Origin of the sequence: Segetibacter koreensis DSM 18137, assembly GCF_000374045.1 — a bacterium.
Lineage (GTDB): Bacteria > Bacteroidota > Bacteroidia > Chitinophagales > Chitinophagaceae > Segetibacter > Segetibacter koreensis.
The window spans coordinates 224190-247127 of the sequence record NZ_KB893381.1; the positions used below are offsets into that span (position 1 = coordinate 224190).

The 22938-nt window shown below is 37.2% G+C and carries 17 protein-coding genes and 1 other RNA gene; 11 read left to right on the forward strand and 7 right to left on the reverse strand.

The features are described from left to right. Positions 1 to 164: 164 nt before the first annotated feature. The 5 genes from B154_RS0124925 to B154_RS0124945 all read left to right on the forward strand — a co-directional run bounded on the left by B154_RS0124925 (position 165) and on the right by B154_RS0124945 (position 3326). A complete protein-coding gene (locus B154_RS0124925; RefSeq protein ID WP_018617083.1) occupies positions 165 to 377 on the forward strand; it encodes a heavy-metal-associated domain-containing protein in 213 nt (70 codons plus the stop codon). A 157-nt stretch (positions 378 to 534) separates the two neighbouring features. After that, the gene (locus B154_RS32630) at positions 535 to 924 is read left to right on the forward strand and encodes an HYC_CC_PP family protein (protein ID WP_157580948.1); all 390 of its coding nucleotides are present in this window, start codon (positions 535 to 537) and stop codon (positions 922 to 924) included. 202 nt (positions 925 to 1126) lie between these two features. Then, positions 1127 to 1483: a heavy-metal-associated domain-containing protein gene (locus B154_RS0124935; RefSeq protein ID WP_026260431.1), complete on the forward strand. Its 357-nt coding sequence runs from the start codon at positions 1127 to 1129 to the stop codon at positions 1481 to 1483. 65 nt (positions 1484 to 1548) lie between these two features. After that, a complete protein-coding gene (locus tag B154_RS0124940; protein ID WP_018617086.1) occupies positions 1549 to 2946 on the forward strand; it encodes a hypothetical protein in 1398 nt (465 codons plus the stop codon). Positions 2947 to 2999: 53 nt separating this feature from the next. Further along, positions 3000 to 3326, forward strand: a complete 327-nt coding sequence (locus B154_RS0124945) for a four-helix bundle copper-binding protein (protein WP_018617087.1) — start codon at positions 3000 to 3002, stop codon at positions 3324 to 3326. 184 nt (positions 3327 to 3510) lie between these two features. On the opposite strand, the gene B154_RS29720 is transcribed toward B154_RS0124945, so the two are convergent. From B154_RS29720 to B154_RS31090, 4 genes are all read right to left on the reverse strand, one after another. Continuing rightward, on the reverse strand, positions 3511 to 4248 hold the full coding sequence (locus B154_RS29720) for a DUF5602 domain-containing protein (RefSeq protein WP_018617088.1): 738 nt from the start codon (positions 4246 to 4248) through the stop codon (positions 3511 to 3513). A gap of 379 nt (positions 4249 to 4627) precedes the next feature. Continuing rightward, entirely contained in the window at positions 4628 to 5767 is a 1140-nt protein-coding gene (locus tag B154_RS0124965; RefSeq protein WP_026260432.1) for an efflux RND transporter periplasmic adaptor subunit, read from the reverse strand. A gap of 10 nt (positions 5768 to 5777) precedes the next feature. Continuing rightward, complete coding sequence (locus tag B154_RS0124970) at positions 5778 to 10172, reverse strand: CusA/CzcA family heavy metal efflux RND transporter (RefSeq protein WP_026260433.1); 4395 nt, start codon at positions 10170 to 10172, stop codon at positions 5778 to 5780. 87 nt (positions 10173 to 10259) lie between these two features. Beyond that, a complete protein-coding gene (locus tag B154_RS31090) occupies positions 10260 to 10571 on the reverse strand; it encodes a hypothetical protein (RefSeq protein ID WP_157580949.1) in 312 nt (103 codons plus the stop codon). A gap of 401 nt (positions 10572 to 10972) precedes the next feature. Here B154_RS31090 and B154_RS0124980 point away from each other — a divergent pair, with 401 nt between their 5' ends. The 3 genes from B154_RS0124980 to B154_RS0124990 all read left to right on the forward strand — a co-directional run bounded on the left by B154_RS0124980 (position 10973) and on the right by B154_RS0124990 (position 14354). Continuing rightward, complete coding sequence (locus B154_RS0124980) at positions 10973 to 11272, forward strand: HNH endonuclease signature motif containing protein (protein ID WP_018617094.1); 300 nt, start codon at positions 10973 to 10975, stop codon at positions 11270 to 11272. A gap of 279 nt (positions 11273 to 11551) precedes the next feature. Beyond that, positions 11552 to 12493, forward strand: a complete 942-nt coding sequence (locus B154_RS0124985) for an Lcl C-terminal domain-containing protein (RefSeq protein ID WP_018617095.1) — start codon at positions 11552 to 11554, stop codon at positions 12491 to 12493. Between the two features lie 493 nt (positions 12494 to 12986). Next, the gene (locus tag B154_RS0124990; protein ID WP_018617096.1) at positions 12987 to 14354 is read left to right on the forward strand and encodes a Gfo/Idh/MocA family protein; all 1368 of its coding nucleotides are present in this window, start codon (positions 12987 to 12989) and stop codon (positions 14352 to 14354) included. Between the two features lie 43 nt (positions 14355 to 14397). Here B154_RS0124990 and B154_RS0124995 read toward each other — a convergent pair whose 3' ends face one another. Next, positions 14398 to 15327, reverse strand: a complete 930-nt coding sequence (locus tag B154_RS0124995; protein WP_018617097.1) for an alpha/beta hydrolase — start codon at positions 15325 to 15327, stop codon at positions 14398 to 14400. Between the two features lie 184 nt (positions 15328 to 15511). On the opposite strand from B154_RS0124995, the gene B154_RS0125000 reads away from it, so the two are divergent. After that, a complete protein-coding gene (locus B154_RS0125000) occupies positions 15512 to 17419 on the forward strand; it encodes a glycoside hydrolase family 97 protein (RefSeq protein ID WP_018617098.1) in 1908 nt (635 codons plus the stop codon). A 90-nt stretch (positions 17420 to 17509) separates the two neighbouring features. On the opposite strand, the gene B154_RS0125005 is transcribed toward B154_RS0125000, so the two are convergent. Beyond that, entirely contained in the window at positions 17510 to 19306 is a 1797-nt protein-coding gene (locus B154_RS0125005) for a MutS-related protein (protein WP_018617099.1), read from the reverse strand. 66 nt (positions 19307 to 19372) lie between these two features. On the opposite strand from B154_RS0125005, the gene ssrA reads away from it, so the two are divergent. Both ssrA and B154_RS0125015 read left to right on the forward strand, forming a co-directional pair. Then, positions 19373 to 19750, forward strand: a transfer-messenger RNA (tmRNA) gene (gene ssrA, locus B154_RS31665). Positions 19751 to 20197: 447 nt separating this feature from the next. Continuing rightward, on the forward strand, positions 20198 to 20800 hold the full coding sequence (locus B154_RS0125015) for a hypothetical protein (RefSeq protein WP_018617101.1): 603 nt from the start codon (positions 20198 to 20200) through the stop codon (positions 20798 to 20800). Between the two features lie 1027 nt (positions 20801 to 21827). Here the strand turns inward: B154_RS0125015 and B154_RS0125025 are convergent. After that, positions 21828 to 22919, reverse strand: coding sequence for a sensor histidine kinase (locus B154_RS0125025; protein ID WP_018617103.1), 1092 nt, complete (start codon positions 22917 to 22919; stop codon positions 21828 to 21830). Between the last annotated feature and the right edge of the window lie 19 nt (positions 22920 to 22938).

Here is a 22938-nt window from a genome sequence, read left to right on the forward strand (position 1 = left end):
AGATTTGCAAAAGGGACGTCCCAGAAACTGAAGAAAAATGCGCAGGATTACTGTGCATTTGTAACGGAAGACCAAAAATTATATAAAACAAATCGAGAATTGTGTAACAACCTGGGGTTCTTGCTAAAGTAATTTTACATCATAAAAAAATTAAACAGAAAGTCATGAAAACAATAGAACTGAAAACAAACATAATGTGCGGCTCATGTGTGGCAAAGGTTACCCCAATATTAAATGAAACAGTGGGCGAAACAAACTGGAAGGTAGATACGCTACATCCGAAAAAAATACTACGGGTATCTACTGATAAATTAAATGAAGATGAAGTAATTAAAGCTGTTGAAAAAGCCGGGTATAAAGCAGAAAAAGTAGCTTAAAAAATTTCTTATTAAGTCGGGCAAAGTTTTTGTTCGGCTTAGTTTGTTAGATGTTAAGATTGCTTTTAAAGTTTACAAAACAAACCGGGTAGCTTTACATTAAATATCTTTACGGTTTTATTTACAAAAAAGAATAAATAGATTTTAATACTTACAGGTGAAGAAGGTATTAGCAACCATATTAACACTCATATATTTCATAGCATCAACAGGTGCTACCGTTAATATTCATTATTGTATGGGGAAGCCTCAATCAATGGATTTGGGGCATCCACTTTCAAAGAAAGAGGTTTGCCATAAGTGTGGCATGACCAATAAAAAAGGTTGCTGCGAGGAGAAACAACAAGTTGTAAAACTTGAAAAAAAATACACTATTCCTGTAACAGGTGTTTCTGCAACTAAAACTACCAGTTTACCCGCCAAATATTACGCAATTGAACCAAGTGTGATACAACTGAATGATGTTGCAAATTATTTTTCTTCTAATTCACCGCCGGGTAAAAGTGACTTACCTATTTTTATTCGCAATTGTGTTTTTCTCATTTAATTTACTCCTCCCCTAACAGCAGTTCGCCAGGTAGCAATTTGTCTACTTAGCCAAACGACAACTTAAATGTTTTAAAAGAACATCTGCATGTATGAGGCTTGAAGGCAATACATCTCCCTTTCGCTCTGTAGTAAACCAATCTAATATTATTGATATAACCGTTTTTAAGATCCTTTTTCTTATTACACATCAAACCATTAAAATGAAATCAATACAATTTATAATAATGACCATTATGGTCTTTATCTCGGCAACATTATTTGCACAAACTGCAAAAACTGAGGATATAAAAGTTTGGGGAAACTGCTCCCTTTGCAAAAACCATATAGAAACATCATTAAAAGTTGATGGTGTTGCAAAAGCAGACTGGAATAAAAAAACAAAGATTCTTACGGTAACATATGACTCAACAAAAATTACAAATGACCAAATACAAAAGAATATAGCGGCTGTTGGATATGATACTGAAAAATACAAAGGAGATGACAAAGCTTATAATGATATAGATGAGTGTTGCCAGTATGATCGCAAGAGCACCGAGGATAAAAAGAAAGATTAAAAATATAAGGTCGTTTTACTATAAATGTATTACCGGCAACTCTAAAAGATTTTAAAAGATAAAATATGAAAAAGCTATTTTTCCTGATAATAATAAATTGCTTGCTCGTGTATGTGGCAAGGGCGCAGCACGAACATCACATGATGCATGATACAGCCAATACTGAAAAGAAAATGTCTGACAGCATGCAGATGGATGGAATGAATATGGGCAGTGAAAGCAATATGAATATGAGCCACCATAATAGTATGAGTCATGTGTATTCATTAAACCTGCCAATGAATAGAAATGGCTCAGGCACCGCCTGGTTGCCAGACGCATCTCCGATGTACGGCTACATGTTTCATGCATCCAAATGGATGTACATGCTTCATGGCAACTTATTTTTAAGATATAACAACCAGGATTTTACAAACAAAGGTTCCAGGGGAGATAAAAAATTTGATGCCCCAGACTGGGTGATGTTTATGGGGCAACGACAGGTTGGAAAAAACGGCCTTTTTCATTTTAGCACTATGTTTTCTTTAGATGCAGCTATTGGCGGCGGTGCAGGCTATCCTTTGTTGTTTCAAAGTGGTGAAGCATATAAAGGCAAAGCGATTGTTGACCGCCAGCACCCTCATGATCTATTTTCTGAGTTATCAGTAAGCTATTCACACGCTTTATCAAAAAAAGCAGATGTTTTTGCTTATATTGGTTATCCCGGTGAGCCTGCATTAGGTCCCGTAGCGTTTATGCATCGTCCCTCGGCATTAGACAATCCTGATGCACCTATTTCGCATCATTGGGTAGATGCTACGCACATAACATTTGGTGTAGCAACATTGGGTGTAAGATATGGTGATTTTAAAATAGAAGGATCTTCGTTCACTGGCCGTGAACCTGATGAAAACAGATATTCATTCGACAAACCATTGTTCAATTCATGGAGTGGGAGGTTGTCTTATAATCCTTCTCAAAACTGGGCTCTGCAGGTGTCACACGGCTTTATTAAAAGCCCGGAACTGTTGCATCCGTCAGAAGATATACATCGCACTACAGCCTCTGCTATATATAGTACCCCTATAGCCGATAACGGCACTTTTAATGCAACTGCAATATGGGGGTTAAACAAAATAAAAGATCATGAGGGAGAAAATGCTTTTCTGTTAGAAGGCTCATGGAGAAGAAGTAAACTGGCACTTTATACCCGGTATGAATTTACCCAGAAATCTACAGAAGAATTATCTTTAGAAGGAAGAGAATTTGAACATGATGCAGTGTTTCCTGTTAATGCTTTTACTGTTGGTTTCAATTACGATGTGTTGCACTTTAAACAAACCCGCGTGGCGGCAGGAAGTCAATACACATTATATCACGCAGATGAAAGATTAAACAGTTTATATGGCAAAAATCCGATGGCGTTTGAAGTATTTCTTAGAGTATATCCGTCGATGATGAAGATGAAGATGAAAAAGAACTAATCCTGATATTTCCCTAACCCTTTATTTATTATTTAACTTAAAAATTTAAAATTATGACAGGTTATCACACGTACAAAAATTGTATTGATGCATGTTTACATTGCGCTGCTATTTGCAACCATTGCGCTTCATCATGCACCCAAGAAGAAGATGTAAAAATGATGGCGCGTTGCATTCAGCTAGATATGGAATGTGCAGCTATCTGCTATGCAGCAGCCCAGCTAATGAGTTTAGGCAGTGAAAAGGCAAAAGATATTTGCCGCATTTGTGCTGATTTATGTGAAGCATGTAGTGCCGAATGTTCTAAGCACCAGACTGAGCATTGCCAGGAATGCGCGCGCGCATGTAAAGAATGCGCTGAAGCATGCAGGGCAATGTAGTTTTTTTAAAGGTATGAGAAAGTTTCATGCCTTCTTCTAAAAACTTGTACTGACATTACTCCAGCCTTTCATAAAAAAAATTGAATGGTAAAAATATATTAGATAGAAACAAAATAAAAAGAAAGAGGCATTTGAAAAAAATCAAATGCCTCTTTCTTTTATTGTTCGCAAGGTGATTGCTTAACTATATTGCTTGCCTTAGTACAAAGCCGTCAAGTACAATGTCTGTTACTCCATCATGTTTTGCTATTCTCATTTTGGTAGGATAATAGCCAGCCTTCTTAAACTTTGCGGGTTGCGGTATTATACGCTCAAAGTTTGAATTGCTTTTCAGAAAAGCAAGCGTTATCATCGGTTCAAAAAAAGTTACTTTAGCATCATATGTTCCATAAATGAACGTTTGTGAAAATGGTTGTCCATTCAATTCGGGAGAAGTTACATCAATAAAATGTTTGCCCATTTGAGGAACAGGAGGACCAGGTACATAATTTTGTGGAAGGTAATCAGCAGCGGGGTTTGCATTTAGCTTTGCGGTATCTGTTGCAGCAGCCACTTCTCCTTCTGACACCATGTAAAAATGAAAATCAAAATGGGGTTTGTCATAAATACCGGCAGGCTCGTGGCCATGAGGGTTCCAACCTACTTCAATATGGTCAAAAGGGGTAGACGATTTAGCCATCGCAGGTAAAGAAAGCTTTACTTCACTTTCATCTCCATCTGCAGGCATACTATTTAGCGCTTCATCAGTAATCGTTAATCCTAATTGCTCAGGTGCACCAGTGGCACCCAATTTAATCCAGCTTTTTCCTTTTCCTTGTTGTATAGTTGCATCAGGACCACTAAAAGTGCCCGATCTGTCATCGTTTTTTTTGCAGGAAAACAATAAGTTTACTGTCGCCACAAGAATTAAAATTTTTTTCATAATTACAGTTTTTTATATTTTGGTTGATGCAAAAAAATGAAGGAAAACATCTCAACGCAATCACATAAATATGTATCTTGGATAAACGGCAATAAAAAAAATAAATTGAATTCAGAAAAAGGATAAGTGGAAAAAAACAATCCTTTAGACTTTTTAGGAAACATTAAACTAAGCAGGCATTTTGCATACTAATACAGTAGTGTATGCAACAGAAGCAATTGCAATAGCTGATAAAAACAGAGGCCTCATTCTTTATCGTAATTACAACTGTATTTTTACAACAAAAGGGAGTGCTATAAAAGTAACATTAGAATTACCATAAAATTCTAATGTTACTATGGATGATTTTAAAATAGAATTTGAAAATTCATCTTTATGCTTATTCTTCTTCTCCGGTATTCTTCATCTTCATTAAAGCAGCGTAAGCATTTTTTATAATAATAACCTGGTTAAGCATGTCGGTATCGGTAGAACTAATTGAAACCAATCCGCTTTGAGATACAGCAGTATTTACAGGCATCATTTCAAACTGCTTATTTTTACGTTCAATAAAAATATACTCTTTATCTCCTGAGCGAACCACAGCTTCCTCTGGTACTGTGATAGCTGTATTGTTCGTTACCTGTATATCTGCATTTACAAACATCCCCGGTAATAAGGGCGGTGTTGCTCCATCAAAATGACAATGAACCGTAGCACTCCTGTTACTATCAAGTGTTTTGCTAACAAGCAGCACTTCAGCATTATAGGTTTTAGTAGTATCGCTGGTTAGATACACTTTTACTTTTTGCCCTGTATGAATAGATCGGAGATCTTTTTCAAAAACTGTAAGAACCAGGTGTAAATCTTTTGGATTAACAAGTTCAAACAATACATCGGTGGGGTTTACATATTTGCCAATATTTACATTAACAGCAGCAACATATCCACTTATAGGGGCATAAATATTAACAGTCCTGCTGATAGTACTTTCATTTAGCGTGGAAGGGTTTATTCCTAACAGCAACAATTTCTGTTGCAATGCTTTTACCGTAATTCTTACTGACTGGTAATCACTCGCTGTTTGTTCGTATATTTTATCAGAAGTGGCTTTTGTAGTATTTAACAGCTTTTGCCGTTCATATTCTTTTTGCAAGAAAGAAAGTTTTGCAACCGCCATCAAATAATCCTCCTGCATTTGTACAAAAGACTGATCCTGCATTACCCCTATAACCTGCCCTTTGCTAATTTTCATACCCGGTAACAGATGGGTACTTTTCAGATACCCTCCCGATGGAAAACTTACCGTTACCATGTTCTGAGGTGGTACATCTATTAATCCATTTACTTTTAGCACTGCCTCGATGCTACGCATGACCGGCTTTCCGGTTACAATGCCTGCATTTTTTATTTGCGCATCTGTCAGGCTAACTGTTGTGACTGCGTTTTGTTTAGGTGCACTTTCTTTTTTTGGCTCTTCTTTTTTTGAAAAGCAGCCAATAAAAAGGGGTAGAAATAATATAAAAAAGAATTTGTTCATAATTGATACTTTAAAAGTTAGGTGCATAAGTATTTAGTTCAATAACGGTGCGGTTTCTTTCGCTTAATGCACTGATATATTCTGACTGAAGGTTAATGGACTGATTGATAAGCATTGACCATTCTAAAAAGTTTATAGCGCCGTTGTTATATTGAAGCGTTGCATTTTCCGAAAGAATTGAAGCCTGGTTTAAAGCAACAGTTTCATAATACTTTACTGTTTGTTCATTTTTCTTGTATCGTAAAATCAACTGCTGCACCGCTGATTTTTGAAGTGCCAGCGTATCTGCGTACTCAGCTTGCACTGCAACATATTGCGATTCACTTGCAGCTACTCTTGCTCTTCCACTTTTGTTGAAGATGGGTATGCTAATGCCTGCTAAAACGGAGGAAAACCGCCTGGCAGATGTAAAGTAGTGTTCACTTCCATTTATATTTTGAGAACCAATAATAGATTGATTGCTATAACCTGCATTTAATAAAGGTAACGTTCGGGCCTTGTTCAATTTAATTTCCTGCTTTGCAATTTCCTGCTGTTGCTTTTTAAACAGAACTACAGGATGTTGGCTTATGGAGCCTGTATCAGGTAAGTTAATAAGTGCAACTTTTAAGTCTGGCTGCTCAGGTACAAATGAAGATGTACTATTAAGCAGGTAGCTAAATTGCGCTTGTACGATCTGAAAGTCAGCATTTAGTTGCAGCAATTGATTGGTTGCTTGCATCCGTTGTGTTTCTGCTGCTGTTTTTTCAACAATGTTAGCTTCTCCCGCTTTGAACCGCTGCTCCTGCCTTTCAAGAAAAGCAGCATATAAACTATCTGCTCTAATTAAAAGATTCCTTTTTTGAACCATCATCAACAATTCGTAATAAAGTTGGGTAACGTGCCTTTTAATATTTAACTTAATTATGTTTTCATTCAATAGACTTCCTGTCGTCCGGGCTTTTAAAACCTCCAGCTGTCGTTTATACACAATCGGAAAAGCTATAGACTGGGTTAACGTAAACCGGGTATCATTCGCAATTGTATTCATCTGGCCATATTCTCCTTCGACCGCAGTAAATGGTATATCCCATGCACTTTTTTCAAGTTTTTGAAGCGTTTCTGTCTGCAGCCGCGAAGACCGGACAGACAAGTTTTGCGTTACGGCCATATCAATTGCAGCTTGCAAGGAAATCTTTTTTTCCTGTGCTTTAATCGAAAAGGAGGTTGCTAGTAAAACAAAAATAATAGAGGCTATTGTTTTGCTTTTTGCTTTAAATGGATCCGAAATATTTTTAGATGTTCCTTTGTTACGAACTTTATTAAATAACATGTATAAAACAGGTAGTACTACAAGTGTAAGAAGGGTGGCCGAAATTAATCCTCCTATAACAACAGTTGCCAACGGCCTTTGTACTTCTGCACCTGCCCCATTGCTTAAAGCCATAGGTAAAAAACCTAAAGAAGCAACAGAGGCTGTCATAAGTACAGGTCTTAGACGCGTCGACGTGCCTTCCCTGATACGCTCCATTACATCGTGCACTCCATTTTTTTTCAAGTGATTAAACTCGGTCAGCAATACAATTCCATTCAATACAGCTATACCAAACAAGGCGATAAAACCTACGCCGGCAGAAATACTAAAAGGCATACCTCGCATGCTTAAAGCTAAAACACCGCCAATAGCAGAAAGCGGAATGGCTGTAAATATGAGCAGGCCTTCTCCTAAAGAATTAAAAGCAAAATAAAGCATGATAAAAATGAGCAGCAACGAAACAGGAACGGCAATGCTAAGTCGTTTTTTGGCTTGTACTAAATTTTCAAATTGCCCTCCATAAGTAATGTAATAGGCCGCTGGTAATTTTATTTGAGCTGCAATTTTGCCTTGAAGATCTTTTACTACCGTTTGAACATCCTTTCCCCGAACATTAAAACCAATGGTAATTCTTCGCTCAGCGTTTTCACGCTGTATTTGATTAGGCCCTACTTTTATTTGTACATCAGCTACTTGCTGCAAAGGAAGTTGTTGCCCTTTTGGTGTAGGTATCAGCAGGTTTTGTACATCTGTAAGGCTCTGCCTGTTTTGATTATTTAGCCGAACCACTAAATCAAATCGTCTTTCGTTTTCGTAAACCTGCCCACTTACCGCTCCTGCAAATGCGGATTGAAGTACATTGTTTACATCTGCCACTGATAAACCAAACTGTGATAAAGCTGCCCTGTTGTAGTTAACTTCAATTTGTGGCAAGCCCGTTTGCGATTCCACATAAACATCTTTGGCGCCATCAACCCTGCTCACAATGCCACCAATTCTTGCTGCATACTTTGCAAGGGTGTCTAAATCTTCTCCAAAAATTTTACATATTACATCTTGTCTTCCACCAGTCATCAATTCATTAAAACGCATTTGTACAGGAAACTCAAAACCTGCTGTCACCCCCGGAACGTCTTCCAGCGCTTTGCTCATTTTCTCTGCAAGTTCGTCGAACGTCTTGGCTGACGTCCACTGTTTTTTAGGCTTTAAGATAACCATCATATCGGAGGCATCCATTGTCATCGGATCTGTAGGAATTTCGCCGCTACCGATCTTGGTTACCACTTTTTGTACCTCAGGAAATTTTGTTAACAGTATGTGTGATGATTGCTGAGTAGCTTTTATGGTAGTCGTAAGAGAACTGCCGGTAAGCACCCTTGTATCAACAGCAAAGTCGCCTTCTTCTAATTTAGGAATAAATTCACCTCCAAGATTTAGTAAAATAACAAGCGCCACAGCCAATAATAAAACAGCAAAACCGATGACCATTTTTGGAAAAGAAAGCGCTTTATTCAATAATGGCTGATACGCTTTTTCCAGCCGGCTCATCATTTTATCGGCAAAAGAAGGCTTGGTTACTACTTTTTTACTTAATACCAAAGAACTCATCATAGGCACGTAGGTAAGTGAAAGTATAAAAGCCCCTATAATGGCAAATAATACTGTTTCCGCCATAGGCCTGAACATCTTTCCTTCGATGCTTTGTAACGATAAAATTGGTAAATAAACAATCAGGATTATCATTTGGCCAAAAACAGCAGCATTCATCAATTTGCCTGATGCTTCCTTTACTTCCTCATTCATTTGCTGTTGAGAGAGACGTTGCAAACCTTTGAAGCTGGTGGTCTTGTGCAGCGCATGCATTACCGCTTCTACAATAATAACAGCGCCGTCTACAATCAATCCAAAATCGAGCGCCCCAAGACTCATTAAATTACCACTAACACCAAAAAGGTTCATCATGCTGATGGCAAACAGCATGGCTAACGGTATAATAGATGCTACCAGCAAACCGGCCCTAAAATTCCCAAGAAATAGTACCAGGATTAATACTACAATTAAAGCACCTTCAATAAGATTTCTTTTAACTGTACTAATTGCGTTATTAACCATTTTGGTTCGGTCAAGAAATGGTTCTATAATTACACCTTCCGGTAATGTTTTTTGAATTTGCGCAATTTTTCTTTTTACATCCTTAATGACTTTAGATGAATTTTCGCCTTTAAGCATCATTACTACCGCACCTGCCACTTCACCCTGGTCGTTATAACACATCGCTCCATAACGTGTAGAAAATCCCAGATGTACGTCGGCAATATTGCGTATCAAAACGGGGGTTCCATCTTGTAGCGTTTTTACAATAATACCTCCAATATCATCTATTGTTTTTACCAATCCTTCACTTCGTATAAATAAAACCGCAGGCCCTTTTTCTATATACGCTCCCCCCGAATTCTGATTGTTTTTTTCAAGGGCAGTAAATACATCACTAATGGTAAGGTTATAAGATTTAAGGCGGTCTGCGTTCACTCCTATTTCGTATTGTTTAAGCTTGCCGCCAAAGCTGCTTACATCTGCAACGCCGGGTGTACCAAGTAGTTGCCTGCGTACGATCCAATCCTGTATGGTTCTTAGTTCCATTGCATCGTACTTGCCTTCATAACCCGTTTTTGGTTTAACCACATATTGAAAAATTTCACCCAAACCGGTTGTTACCGGTCCTAATGTAGGTGTTCCAAGTCCGAGAGGTATCTGGCTTTGCACCTGCACTAATCGTTCACTTACCTGCTGTCTTGCCCAATACACATCAGTTTTATCGTTAAAAACAATAGTGATGATGGAGAGGCCAAACCGGGAAAAAGAACGTTGCTCAATTATTCCGGGAATATTACGTGTTGCTATCTCGATAGGAAAGGTAATGAGCCTTTCAATGTCAGATGCACCTAAGGAAGGTGAGGATGTGATTACCAGTACCTGGTTATTAGTAATGTCTGGTACGGCATCAATAGGAAGCCGAGTGGTATTATACACGCCCCATATAATAAGGGCGAGCATCATCATCCCGACAATTAACTTATTACGAATAGAAAATGCAATGATTTTATTAAGCATAAGCAAAAAAATCTTAATCAGTGTTAATTCAATAATAGAAATAATTTGCCTTAACAACAGTTACTGTCAAGGCCAGGCAAGCATTATTTATGACCAGGAAAACCGGGGAGGCTGGAAGATGTCGTTATGCTTTTCAGAAGGAATCCACGTTACATAATTCTTATTGAAATGATTTAGTATCTCTTTTTCGGGCAAAATAAGAACAATTGCAGAGGAAGGAACAGGAACGGAATGACTATGGCTTATGATAAGAGCTCCCGCATTTGTTTTAAAAGGTAATTGCATGTCTCTTTCATAATCCGCGTCTTTAGCATCACCATTAAAATAATGCATCTTAAGAAAAGCAAAAAAGGATATACCGTTATCCGCACCTCCATGCTCTTTGTAGTGTTCAATCAATACAGGCAACTTTATCAGCTGGCATAATTCGGTATTGGTCAATAACTGTAACGATAAAAATAATATAGCGATAAAGCGAGGCAACTATTTATAGTATTTAGTTAAGCGATTAATATTTATCAATGCAGTGTTTTTATGTAATTACAACAAATGTATAAATAGACGTTTAATAAAGGTAAAATATTTTATTAAACAATATTATATATGATCTGATATCATTTGTCTTGTGAATTAGTATCCATCGACAACAGCGATCCATTTCTGCAGGATTATATCTGTTATTTCCTTTCCTTTTTCGACTGTTGCTTTTCCTCGCAGCCTCTCCAACTTTTCTAAATATTATTAATCAGCTCATTGACAATGCAAAACGTAATTATTACTTTTATATCATACCCTTACCCATGAAAAGGCAATTTAATACAGACCTTAATGGGGAGCCTTTTTCTGAAGAAATCAAACGGATAGTTTGGCAAAAAGGCTCTTCACTTTTAAACTATGACCCTAACAAACTGAGAAGAGACAGATGCGGACATCTTATTCAGTATAGTCAATTTGGCAATAGACACAACGTTCATGGCTGGGAAATAGACCACATTATACCCGTTGCTAAAGGTGGAACCGATGCTATAGACAACCTACAACCATTATATTGGAAAAGTAATTTTGAAAAGGGAAATAACCTTAAATGGCGATGCAGGTAAAAACAATCACATAAGTGCGTTCGCCCCGAAGCTTACTAGAAATATTTTAGTGGAAAACATTTTAATAATAATTACCGAAAATAAAGAGCTGTTGTTTTACATCATTATCACCTTCTCCCTTCTTCCCCATCAACTGTATCTCTTTTTCATAATCATTGTTCTATTCCCAGGTATTTATTTTTAAATACCTCTGCAACCATATCGAAGATTTACCTATCTATTGATTAGTATTTTGTACAAAAACCACATTTATTCATCACAATTACAACTAAAAATTTTATGCAAAAACAATTTGTCATTTATGCCTTGTGTCTTTTTTCTCTATCCGCTGTTATTCTTCCCAGTTGCCAAAAGGGTTTGACTGATGTACCGAAGAATACAACCACAATACCGCCAACTACAGCCGATAGCACCAACAACAATACAACAGACAGTACTAATAATTCTGCTGACACTGTAAACAAGGAATTACCAGTTTTAATAAATGCAAGTGCAACTAATATAACAGCAACAAGAGCTACAATAGGTGCTGAAATAACAGCAGATGGCGGTTTCCAAATAACAGAGCAAGGTATAGTATATGATACGCTTCCTAATCCAACAATTAACAGCAACATCTTAAAAGCTAAAACCGTGCAATTAGGAGCTTTCTCATTAGAAATAGCAAAAGGATTGAAACCTAACACAAAATACTATGCGCGGGCTTATGCAACCAATAGTGCAGGCACCGGTTATAGCAAGCAGGTAGACTTTACAATTGCAGCGGTACAAATAGGACAACGCTATGGTGGAGGAGTTGTTTTTTACATAGATGCAACAACACACCACGGTTTAATTTCGGCATTGCCCGGTCAAAATGAGACTGCAGAATGGGCAACCGTTTCTGTAAGCGTACCCGGATTGAAAACCGAAATAGGTAGTGGTCTGGCTAATACTAAGGCTATTCTTGCAGCTTTAGGTGACAAAGCTACAGCAGCTAAATTTTGTGATGACTTAAGTTCATACGGATTTACTGACTGGTACATGCCGTCAAGAGATGAGTTAGCCGAAATGTATAAGTATCGTGATCTGATCGGATTTAACAGCGCATATCGTCTCAGTTCTTCCGAAGCTGACGCTGATACTGCATGGGGTCAAAGTTTTGACACCGATGGCAGCAACGGACCTACTAAAATCAGTAAGACTGCAGTAGCCGGTGTACGCGCAATCAGAGCCTTTTAATCATTCTTCCTAAAACTTTTTAAAAATCTATTCAAAGCCCTTTTCTGCTGATAGCAGAAAGGGGCTTTTTGCAAATAAGAAAAACAATCATTAATTGTTGGAACTCTACGCTGGCTCATACCTACTCGGTGTTTCCTTGCTATGCATTCATGACAATAGAAAAGACGAATAAAAAAATGCCGTACAAGTTTTTTGTAACAGTAACTGCGCCTACTTCTAACTTCGGGGGTCGTAAATTTTAATTCAAAATCAGCAATAGGTTTTTTGTAAAAAGAAATATAATATCTTGCCGTACCTAAGAGGAATATAGAATGATTGAAGTTTACAACATTCTAAATAGCTTTTTTAAAAATCACAAAAAGTAATTTTATTAGTGCGAAGATGTATGTGAAAAGCATATTGCAATAGATAACAGGGAGAAAACAATTAATAGTCTTTATATATTTTCAGTAGCTTTTAAAAATTAATTTATACAAATTGACGATTACCGCCTATGAATAATTTCAACATCAACCGACGGAGATTTCTTAAGGGAACTGCTGCAACCCTCGCTTTAACCGCTCTTGGCGCCAACGCTATGGACATTATTTATCAGCCCAAAACGCTTCGCGTTGCGTTGATAGGAACAGGATGGTATGGTAAAAGTGACTTATTCCGGTTAATACAAGTTGCCCCTGTTAATGTGGTTGCTCTTTGCGATGTCGACAAACACCAATTGAGCCAGGCTGCAGACATGGTAAGTCAACGGCAAAAATCGGGAAAAGTGCCAAGACTTTACAATGACTATAGAAAGATGCTGTCCGAAAATGCAATGGATATTGTACTTATCGGAACGCCAGATCACTGGCATGCGCTGACGGCAATAGAAGCAATGAAATCCGGGGCGAATGTGTACGTGCAAAAACCCATAAGCGTTGATGTGATTGAAGGAGAAGCTATGGTGGCTGCAGCACGAAAGTATAACAGGGTAGTACAAGTTGGCACGCAACGCAGAAGCACTCCTCATCTTATAGAAGCTAAGAAAAACATTGTAGATGCCGGCCTGCTTGGAAAAGTATCGCACGTGGAGATGTGTTGTTACTATCATATGCGGAACAATAGCAATCCTCCTGTAATTCCAGTACCGGATTTTCTTGATTATGATATGTGGACCGGCCCTGCCCCTTTTCGTCCTTATGATGGCCTTCCGCATGTTGGCTGGTGGCGGACTTTTATGGAATATGGAAATGGCATAGTCGGGGATATGGCCATACACATGTTTGATGCCACACGGTGGATGTTAAACCTGGGATGGCCAAAACGTATTAGTTCAACAGGGGGCATTTACATGAATAAAGGAGGAAAATCAGACATTTCAGACACGCAGTCAGCATTGTTTGAATATAATGATCTTACTTGTATATGGCAACACAGAACATGGGGAACTCCATCAGACCCCGAGTACCCCTGGGCGTTTACATTGTTTGGAGAAAAAGGCACTTTAAAGGCAGATGTTTATAAATATGATTTTATACCTGAAGGGAAAGGCAGCAAGATTCACAAAGACGTGGTTTACGAAAAAGAAAAATATCCTGAGGATTTAAAAGAACCAAAGATTGAATTACATACAGCTCCCGCAACAAGATTGCATATGCTAAACTTTTTGGGTGCTATCGCTAATAATAGCAAACCCGTAGCCGATATAGAACAAGGCCACATATCCACAGCAAGCTGCATAATGGCCAATTTATCAATGAAAACAGGACGACCATTAGTCTACGACCCTCAGAAGCGTATTATTGTAGGAGATACTGAGGCCACCAGCCTCCTTAAGCGTCCTTATCGCCAGCCGTGGGAACATCCTGATTTTGATAAAGTTTAAAAGCAAAAAATATATTGCATTCAAATTAAACGTTCGATACTGATTACATAAACTTCATTTTTTTCATCCATTGTTCCACTAAATCCATCCACTTAACAGGGCTGGTCTTATTGTTCATGCCATATCCATGTCCACCCTTTTCGTACTGGTACATTTCTACTGGTACGCTATGCTCTTTTAAAGCTTTTTCAAATTCCAGTGAATTTTGAACTTTAACTGGGTCATCTTTTGCATGCACTAAAAAAGCAGGTGGCGTTTTGGTAGTAACGTGAAATTCATTGGAGTATTCTTTTATTTTTTCTTCAGACGCATTTTTGCCTAACAACTGATCTCTCGACCCAATGTGTCCTATACTATCAGTAAAGGAGATAACAGGATATACTAAAATCATAAAGTCGGGTCGAAGACTTGTATGATTTGGATTTGAAATGTAAGTTTTATCAAAATGAGTTCCGATGGTAGAAGCTAAATGCCCACCAGCAGAAAAACCCATAAGGCCAATATGATTTTTATTGATGCCCCATTCTGCACTTCTTTCTCTAACTATTTTTATCGCCTGCTGAGCGTCCTGCAATGGCCCGATTTCTTTGTTTATCATGGTCTCATCATCAGGTATGCGGTACTTTAATACAAAAGCTGTTACACCCATTTCATTAAACCGTTTGGCTACGTCTGCGCCTTCGTGTCCCGCTGCTTCTACCGAATAACCACCACCCGGACAGATAATTACAGCAGCACCTGTTCTTTTCTCTTTCGCCGGCTGGTAAACGGTTAACGCAGGCCTGCTTATTTTGCTTATGATTAGTATGCTGTCTTTATTAATTTCTGATTTTTCCTCATCCTGCGTAGGCTTTGAATTGGGAATACTGTCAGTATACAGCGGGATAATGGTTTGAGAAAAACTTTTAAAGCTTGTGCCTGTAATCATACCCGCAAGTAAAACAATAATGAGAGAAGAGTAACCTCTGGCCATACGATATTTTTTAATGATTTTTTTTATAACAAATATTTTTTCTACCTTTTTATATTAATGCAGGAAAACAACTCAAAATAGGCATAAAAAGAAAATTCAACTAAAAAGTTTATTCCTAATTTTAAGTCTTTTATTTTTCGCGATTCAACTATAAATTTTATAGTCCCTATTTTAAAAACATTTCATGAAAAAAGTTACTCTTATTTTGCTTTTCTTTTTTGTACAAATTATGATGTATGCTCAGAAAGAATGGAGCGCGTTTTCCCCTGATCATTCTCTTGCTATAAAATTATCTAACAACAATGGAACACTTTCTTACCAGGTCCTGGCTGGTCCTGAAGTATTAATTCAACCATCTTCTTTAGGAATTGAAACCAGTAACAATAATTTTTTAAGCAATCTTTCTTTCGTAAAAACCACTTCAAAAAAAATTGATGAGCAGTACACGTTGACCATAGGCAAACGAAAAAAAAATCATGCTACTGCCAATGAAACAAGTGTTGTTTTCAGAAATGAGAATAAGACATTACTGCAAATAGATTTGAGAGCATACAATGATGGGATGGCTTTTCGTTACCAATTTCCCGGGAAAGGAAAGAATATAACCGTTACCAATGAAGCGACTGGATTTGCTGTTCCGACCAATGGTAAAGCCTGGTTTGAACCTTATTCACCACCATATGAAAATGTATATACAAATGGTATTCCTATAGGCACTAATGCAAAAGATTCCAGTGGTTGGGCATTTCCAGCACTTTTTCAAACCAATAATCATTGGTTACTGATAACAGAATCCAACTTACATAAAAATTATTTCTCATCGCACTTACAACAAAATTGCGAAAACGGCTTGTATAAATTGTCGTTACCAGGCCAACAGGAAGCAAAAGGCACAGGTACGGCTTCGGCAACTGGTTCTACCCCTTTTGCAACACCATGGCGCACTATAATTTGTGGAAAAAAATTAGGTACGATAGTAGAATCAAACTTAGTATATCACTTATCTGATGCCAATATAATTGGTGATATAAGTTGGATAAAACCAGGACGTGCTTCGTGGAGTTGGTGGAGCGACCATGCCAGCAGCAAAGACTTCAATAAGTTAAAAAGCTTTGTTGATCTAGCTAAAGAAATGGGATGGGAATATTCCCTGGTTGATGCTAACTGGAACATCATGCAAGGCGGAACTATAGAGGATTTGGTCAAGTATGCTGCAACAAAGAATATAGGATTAATACTATGGTATAATTCAGGAGGGCCCCATAACGATGTTACAGAGCAACCAAGAGACATCATGAGCGACCCGGCAAGGCGAAGAGAAGAATTTAAAAAATTAAGATCGTGGGGTGTAAAAGGCGTGAAGGTTGATTTTTTTGAAAGTGATAAACAAAACGTTATTCAGTTATATCATGATATTTTAAGTGATGCAGCCAAAGAACATATTTTTGTTGATTTTCATGGTTGCACAATACCTAAAGGATGGTCAAGAACATACCCTAACCTAATGAGTATGGAAGCCGTAAGAGGTGCAGAAAATTATGGCTGGAGTAATGAATTTGCACAGGCAGCCCCGCAACAAAACAACATCTTTACTTATACAAGAAATGTGGTAGGACCGATGGACTATACACCTGTTACTTTCTCTGATTATGAATGTTGTCCGCACATCACTACAAATGCACATGAGCTGGCATTAAGCGTTTTATTTGAAACAGGTATTTTACATTTTGCCGATAAAGCAGCTTCTTACGAAAACCTTGATAATAGAATAAAAGAATTTATGAGAACTGTTCCAACGGTTTGGGACGATACAAAGTTTATACAAGGGGAGCCTGGCAAAGAAACTATATTAGCGAGAAGAAATAAAAATACATGGTACATAGCCGGAGCGAATGGAGAGAATTTACAAAAGGCAATTACCTTACAACTTCCTTTCTTAACGGGTAATTATAAAGCAGTTGTACTTTCAGATGGTGACGTAGCAAGAGAAATAAAAGTAAGTGAGATGGATATAAAGAAAAACGGCACAATAAACATTAATATGCTTCCAAATGGAGGATTTACTGCAGTGCTAACTCCCACCAGGAAATAATATTAATATAATAAGGGCCTTTTTCAACTGTAAAGAAGACATAAAAACCTTCGGAGGACATCCGCGTCATAAAGGCGCTGTACAGTAGTTCTATATCTCTATACCAATTTTTTTCATTAATATAGAGGCATTCAGGCTTTTGCAAATGCCTCTTTTCAATTTATAATCAAAATATAACTCCTCCCCTTCTACCTGCACGTCAAAATGATAATTGGTGATTGCATCAATAAATTCACTTTCAAGACTAGCAAGTTCTACATCATGGGTAGCAATAACTGCTACAGCCTGCTCTCTGATCAATTGCCTGATTAATGCTTCGGAACCAGTATGACGGTCTAGTGAATTTGTACCTCTTAATATTTCATCAAGCAAAATGAATATTTTTTCATGTTGCTTTACCTGGTCAATAATGCTTTTCAGCTTTTTTAATTCTGCATAAAAGGTAGAAGTGTTTTCGGCAAGATTATCAGCAATGCGCATACTGCTGTACAAATGAACCGGGCTAAATATAAACGCTTTTGCACAAACGGGCGCTCCCATCTGTGCAAGTACAAGGTTTACAGCAACGCTTCGCAAAAAAGTGCTTTTGCCCGCCATGTTCGAACCTGTGATAATACTTACTTTTCCTGTTCCATTTGTACAAAAAGAATTATTTACCCTTTTTCTGGCATCAATCAAAGGATGCCCTATTTGTTCTCCGGCCAGCGTAAAATGAGTATCGACTATAACTGGAAAAACCCAATCAGGATGATTAAAAGTTAATGTAGCCAATGAGTTAATTACTTCAATATTTGTAATAATACTGAACCAGTTTGGCACCGAGGCTGCATTTTTCTGCTTCCATTTTCCAAGACCATTTACTTGTCTTACATCCCATAGTAAAAAAGTATTAAGAACCAAAAACACAAACACATTTAACCTAAAATCAAATCTTTTTAATATCTTTTTCAGATCTTCAATGCTTGCAGAACCGCTTTTTTCTAATGTCAACAAAGATTTATAAGAATGTAGAAGTGGCGAAGAAGCAGGAACGTTTTCTACCTGCCTCAATTGTTGCTGAATGGTATTAACCTCAGGTTCAATTTTAGATAATGCCATGTATATCTCATGTACTTTGCCGCTCGTATATTTTGCTATTAAAAAGAAAATAAAAAGAAGAAGTGTAAAAACAGATGCATTTATCCAATCAAGTAAATATGCGACAAGGGTGGCTAAAGTAATTGAGCTAAATATCAATGGGATAAATTGCCAGAACTTCTGGTTGAAAGGAATGGGCATTTTTATCCATGAAATTATTTTTTCCTCAGTAGCAAAAGTTAAAGGATTGGCTAAGCCGGCAGCCTGCAGATCCTGTCGCCATTCTATGTGCGAATGGAGACTTTTTGCTGTTTCCCGTTGTTGAATAATGACTTCTTTTTTTAAAGGAGATAACAAATGTTTTGCAAGCATTTTTTTTGATTGCTCAGAAGTACACCTGTTGATATACTGGTAAATAGAAGCGGTACCTAACAAATCTATATCACTGGCATAGGGATGATCATTTGGCAAAAAAGAAAGTCCATCTTCCCTGCCTGAATAGTTGCCGTTTAATATTGCTAATTCTTCACTATTAATAAGAAGCAGCCTTTCAAGATAACTAATTTTATTATTGTTATTTGTATCAACTGAGACAGTGTACAGAAAAAGTACAATTCCTGCTGCTGCAGCTACCCAGACGAATAAAGATGAGTTGAAAAAGAGGTAATAAATCATTAAGATAATGCTTAGTACAATAATGAGCCGAAGCCAGCCAAGCCTGCTTCTTTTTATTTTAAGTTTTTTTAGACCGGTTGTATAAAAAGCAACCTGTTTTTGATATATTTCTTCGGGTGTCGTTTTTGTCAGCATTTGTTATAATAAAAACGTTAAGATAAACATTGCTATACAAATGTTTTGTAAATTTGCATTTCACATGGGGCTGTACCTGGTTTTGACAGCATAGGTTGTTGTGGGTATAAGCATGCAGTGCGTTGTGTTATTAGCACTTTAATCTGAAAGCTCAACAAACAAACGGCGAAAATACTTACGCCATGGCTGCCTAGTTCAGAGAATTAGCATCCATTATGGCCGGGAATGCAGGCTGACCTGTTGCCACGCTTCCCCGCCCAATCAAACAAACAAAACAGGTTGCCACTACAGAAGGCTGTGATTGTAGTGTAAGACCATCCAGCTAAGGAAGCAATTGGTTTGTCCGGTTCCGGCTGCTTCCCGACAAATAATTCCGGAATAAGCATGTAGAAGGCTTATGGCAGATATGTTTGGACAGCGGTTCGACTCCGCTCAGCTCCACAATTAAAAGGATAAGTGTTGTAAATCAATTACTTATCCTTTTGTTTTTGTAGTAGGCAGCAAAAAGGGTAGCAATCTGATTGATAATAAAAAGCCTCGTTGGTTATGTTGGAGTTTTTTCAAATCATTGAACTTGTAATAGCGATTTGTTCTTGTATCTATGGGGGCTTAACCGCTAACAAATGGAAAGAAATCAATTCTACAAAACAAACTTTTGTAGTTATAACAATTATTGCCGGTATCACTTTGGCTTACAGATCCACGAAATCACAAGGCAATGACTTTTAACTCTTATATGAAATTTTGTTGAATACCTTTTCGTCTCTCAGTTATTTGGAGGAAGGTAAGGAGGCGATTAAAATTTACTTGAAGACAATAAATCTACGATGAAAGTCGTTAGAATTATCGGTAAATTCTCTAACAATTCCATACACTTTACACGTTAGCTTTATGCAAAAACTGACTTTCTTTTTTTTATTGCTCTTGCTTTTATCTTGTACAAAAAATTCTACTTCTATCAAAACAACGACCAATAACCAAGGTAGTGGTCAAACGGAAAGTAAACCTGTATGGCCTGTTGCGAGTGGGAATTATTGGGTGTATCAAGATTCCCTGTTTAATGATGACGGGTCTTTTGGTTCCGTATTTCCTTCGGATACACTTAAAACTACTGATAGTATTATCCATGAAGGAAAAGTGTTTTATGGAACTAATCCTTTTTATATTTCCCGGACCTACTACAGGCAGGCAGATGATAACACAGTTGAAGAATATGATTTCAACACAAATTTTTCCGCTATTTATTTTAGACAAGTACAAGCAAACAATACAATAATAAGGAAACAAGATGTAGTTATTCCCAACGAGTATGGTTATGATTGCATCAGAAATGAGAATACGCAAACCATTTCTGGCGACCTTAGGTTGAGAGAAATTTTTTATGTGAAACCGGGTGTCGGATTAGTACGACTTGAATACTTTGTAAAATACAGAACGTCAACAAAATTAAACTTATACTTCACCCGGACTCTCGTATCTTACAAGATTAAATGACAACAAGGTCTAAATAACTTTTTCAAAACTTTGCGATCTTCTATTAAGGATTAAATACCCTTGCCAAATAACTTTGCTACCCTTTTTGCTACGTAAAAAGATGTAACTAATAATTTTCAATGAGTTATACAGTAATTAATAGAGAGAAGGTGACTTAAATGATAAACTAAACGGTGTCCACTTTGAATAAATTCTTTTGAACTGATAGTGCATTTATATTTTTTTTGTTGCTCCCCTTTTTGCTGGCTGTAATTTTAAAAGAGCTGTATCTTATTCTTAATCAATTTTTTATTTTTGCTTGTATTAAAGGAAGAAGAACTGCCTACTTCTCGTTGATGTCCTTCCAACAAGTTAAAAAATTCCTACCTTGTCTTTTCTTGCTTTCTAACGCTTTAACTACCTCGCCAGTTATAACGAACTGCACTTCCAATTTGTAAAAATGGAATAGTTCCGCGTTTTCGATAACGAATAGCTGTCGGCTCAGTAATATTTAATCTAGAGCAAACATAATTATCTATTTTTTTAAGCTTAAATGTAGTAAGGACGGAATAATCCAAGACATTTTATCTTGTAGTTACTAATGACGCAAATATACTTTTTGCTGAAGCAATCTACATTTTGGATAGTTGCTCCTCCCAGAACCATGGTTAAGATGTCACGAGGCATAGCTAGAGAGATTCAGCAGTAAAAAAATAGTTAGCTGCAGCTTAATTAGTACTCAACCGGAACGTGAAAATTATTTGTTTACGAATGGAGCCGTTCCCGCCTCTTTTAGGTCTAACTCTTTGTCTAATGTGTAGCATTCTTTTGTACCTGGCCGCAAAACCTTCAATTATCCTATGGCACTAATGAATCTGCACCTTAAATTTGAAAATCAACGCTTAGAACATTTTAAAAAATCCGCTATTCATATGTTCATTTTGTCTGGCTTTGGCCCTGCCCACGGTCCTGTTGGCTTCACCAATTATGCCCGGTACCTTGGCTAACACACAGGGCTTTGAAGGAGACCCGGTAGGACGAAATATTATCAATCCCTGAAAGAGATGGTAAATTTTGAACCCTCATTAATTTTACTTTCTAAAGATATTGTTCCGCCTAAACTTGTAATGTGATTATACACTAAATAAAGTCCTATCCCTTTGCTATCGGCATGTTCATGAAACCTTTGATGCAATCCAAAAATCCTTTCTCTTACGTTGTCCATATCAAAACCTACACCGTTATCACCAATAATCAACTGACTAATTCCATTCACTCTTTTTGAAGAGATGGTGATAACCGGTAAACAATCTGTTTTGGCATATTTAATAGCATTAGTAAGTAAATTAAGGAATATACTATGCAGGTAAGCTTTATTAAACTTCACTTTAGCCAGTTCTGAAAAGTTTACTTCAATTGTGGCTTTTGAACTTTTAATTAAGGAATTGATTGATTCGAGCACTATATCCAGAACATCTTTTAAATACAGTTCCTCAACAGGTACATTCATGCTTTCTTTTTCACTTAAAATATCTACATAACCGTTTAGGGTATGCCTTAAACTTTCACTTGCAGCTTTCAGAATATGTATTAATTCAAGTGTTTGTGCATCAGTAATCTTCGAAATATCTAACAGGTCGAAAATGGAAAGTAGATTATTTACAGGAGCTCTAAGATCGTGTGAAGTAGTGTAGGTTAATTCCTTAAGCTCTTTATTAACACTGGTCATGTTCGCCAGAAGCATATTCCGATCTTCTTCAAGTCTTTTTTTATGTGTTATATTTTTAGCGATTGCAAAAACCATTTTGTCGCTGTCTATATTCATCGAGGTCCAGGAAAGCCATACAGTCTCGCCTAATTTCGTTACGTAGCGATTTTCAAAATGGAAAAGTGGATTACCCTTAACGAGCTCAGAACGAACTTTACCTGTAATTTCTTTATCATCATCATGCACAAAATCGTTAATGGGCCTTGACATTAGTTCTTCATTTGTATAACCTAATAATTTCGAAACAGCAGGATTTATTTGTTTAAAATATCCATCAAATCCAGCAATGCATAACAAGTCTGCCGATAGTTCAAAGAAAAGTTCAAAAGGGTTGCGTTTACTAAGGGAAACCAGTTTGTCACAGTCGTTCATTTGTAGTTTTAATGGTTGT

Bases quoted from the DNA above. Each gene is read 5' to 3' on its own strand.
- B154_RS0125015 (WP_018617101.1), top strand. From the start codon at position 20,198: ATGCAAAAACTGACTTTCTTTTTTTTATTGCTCTTGCTTTTATCTTGT.
- B154_RS29720 (WP_018617088.1), bottom strand. From the start codon at position 4,248: ATGAAAAAAATTTTAATTCTTGTGGCGACAGTAAACTTATTGTTTTCC.
- B154_RS0124935 (WP_026260431.1), top strand. From the start codon at position 1,127: ATGAAATCAATACAATTTATAATAATGACCATTATGGTCTTTATCTCG.
- B154_RS0125025 (WP_018617103.1), bottom strand. From the start codon at position 22,919: ATGAACGACTGTGACAAACTGGTTTCCCTTAGTAAACGCAACCCTTTT.
- B154_RS0125000 (WP_018617098.1), top strand. From the start codon at position 15,512: ATGAAAAAAGTTACTCTTATTTTGCTTTTCTTTTTTGTACAAATTATG.
- B154_RS0125005 (WP_018617099.1), bottom strand. From the start codon at position 19,306: ATGCTGACAAAAACGACACCCGAAGAAATATATCAAAAACAGGTTGCT.
- B154_RS0124925 (WP_018617083.1), top strand. From the start codon at position 165: ATGAAAACAATAGAACTGAAAACAAACATAATGTGCGGCTCATGTGTG.
- B154_RS0124980 (WP_018617094.1), top strand. From the start codon at position 10,973: ATGAAAAGGCAATTTAATACAGACCTTAATGGGGAGCCTTTTTCTGAA.
- B154_RS0124945 (WP_018617087.1), top strand. From the start codon at position 3,000: ATGACAGGTTATCACACGTACAAAAATTGTATTGATGCATGTTTACAT.
- B154_RS0124940 (WP_018617086.1), top strand. From the start codon at position 1,549: ATGAAAAAGCTATTTTTCCTGATAATAATAAATTGCTTGCTCGTGTAT.
- B154_RS0124970 (WP_026260433.1), bottom strand. From the start codon at position 10,172: ATGCTTAATAAAATCATTGCATTTTCTATTCGTAATAAGTTAATTGTC.
- B154_RS0124995 (WP_018617097.1), bottom strand. From the start codon at position 15,327: ATGGCCAGAGGTTACTCTTCTCTCATTATTGTTTTACTTGCGGGTATG.
- B154_RS0124965 (WP_026260432.1), bottom strand. From the start codon at position 5,767: ATGAACAAATTCTTTTTTATATTATTTCTACCCCTTTTTATTGGCTGC.
- B154_RS0124985 (WP_018617095.1), top strand. From the start codon at position 11,552: ATGCAAAAACAATTTGTCATTTATGCCTTGTGTCTTTTTTCTCTATCC.
- B154_RS0124990 (WP_018617096.1), top strand. From the start codon at position 12,987: ATGAATAATTTCAACATCAACCGACGGAGATTTCTTAAGGGAACTGCT.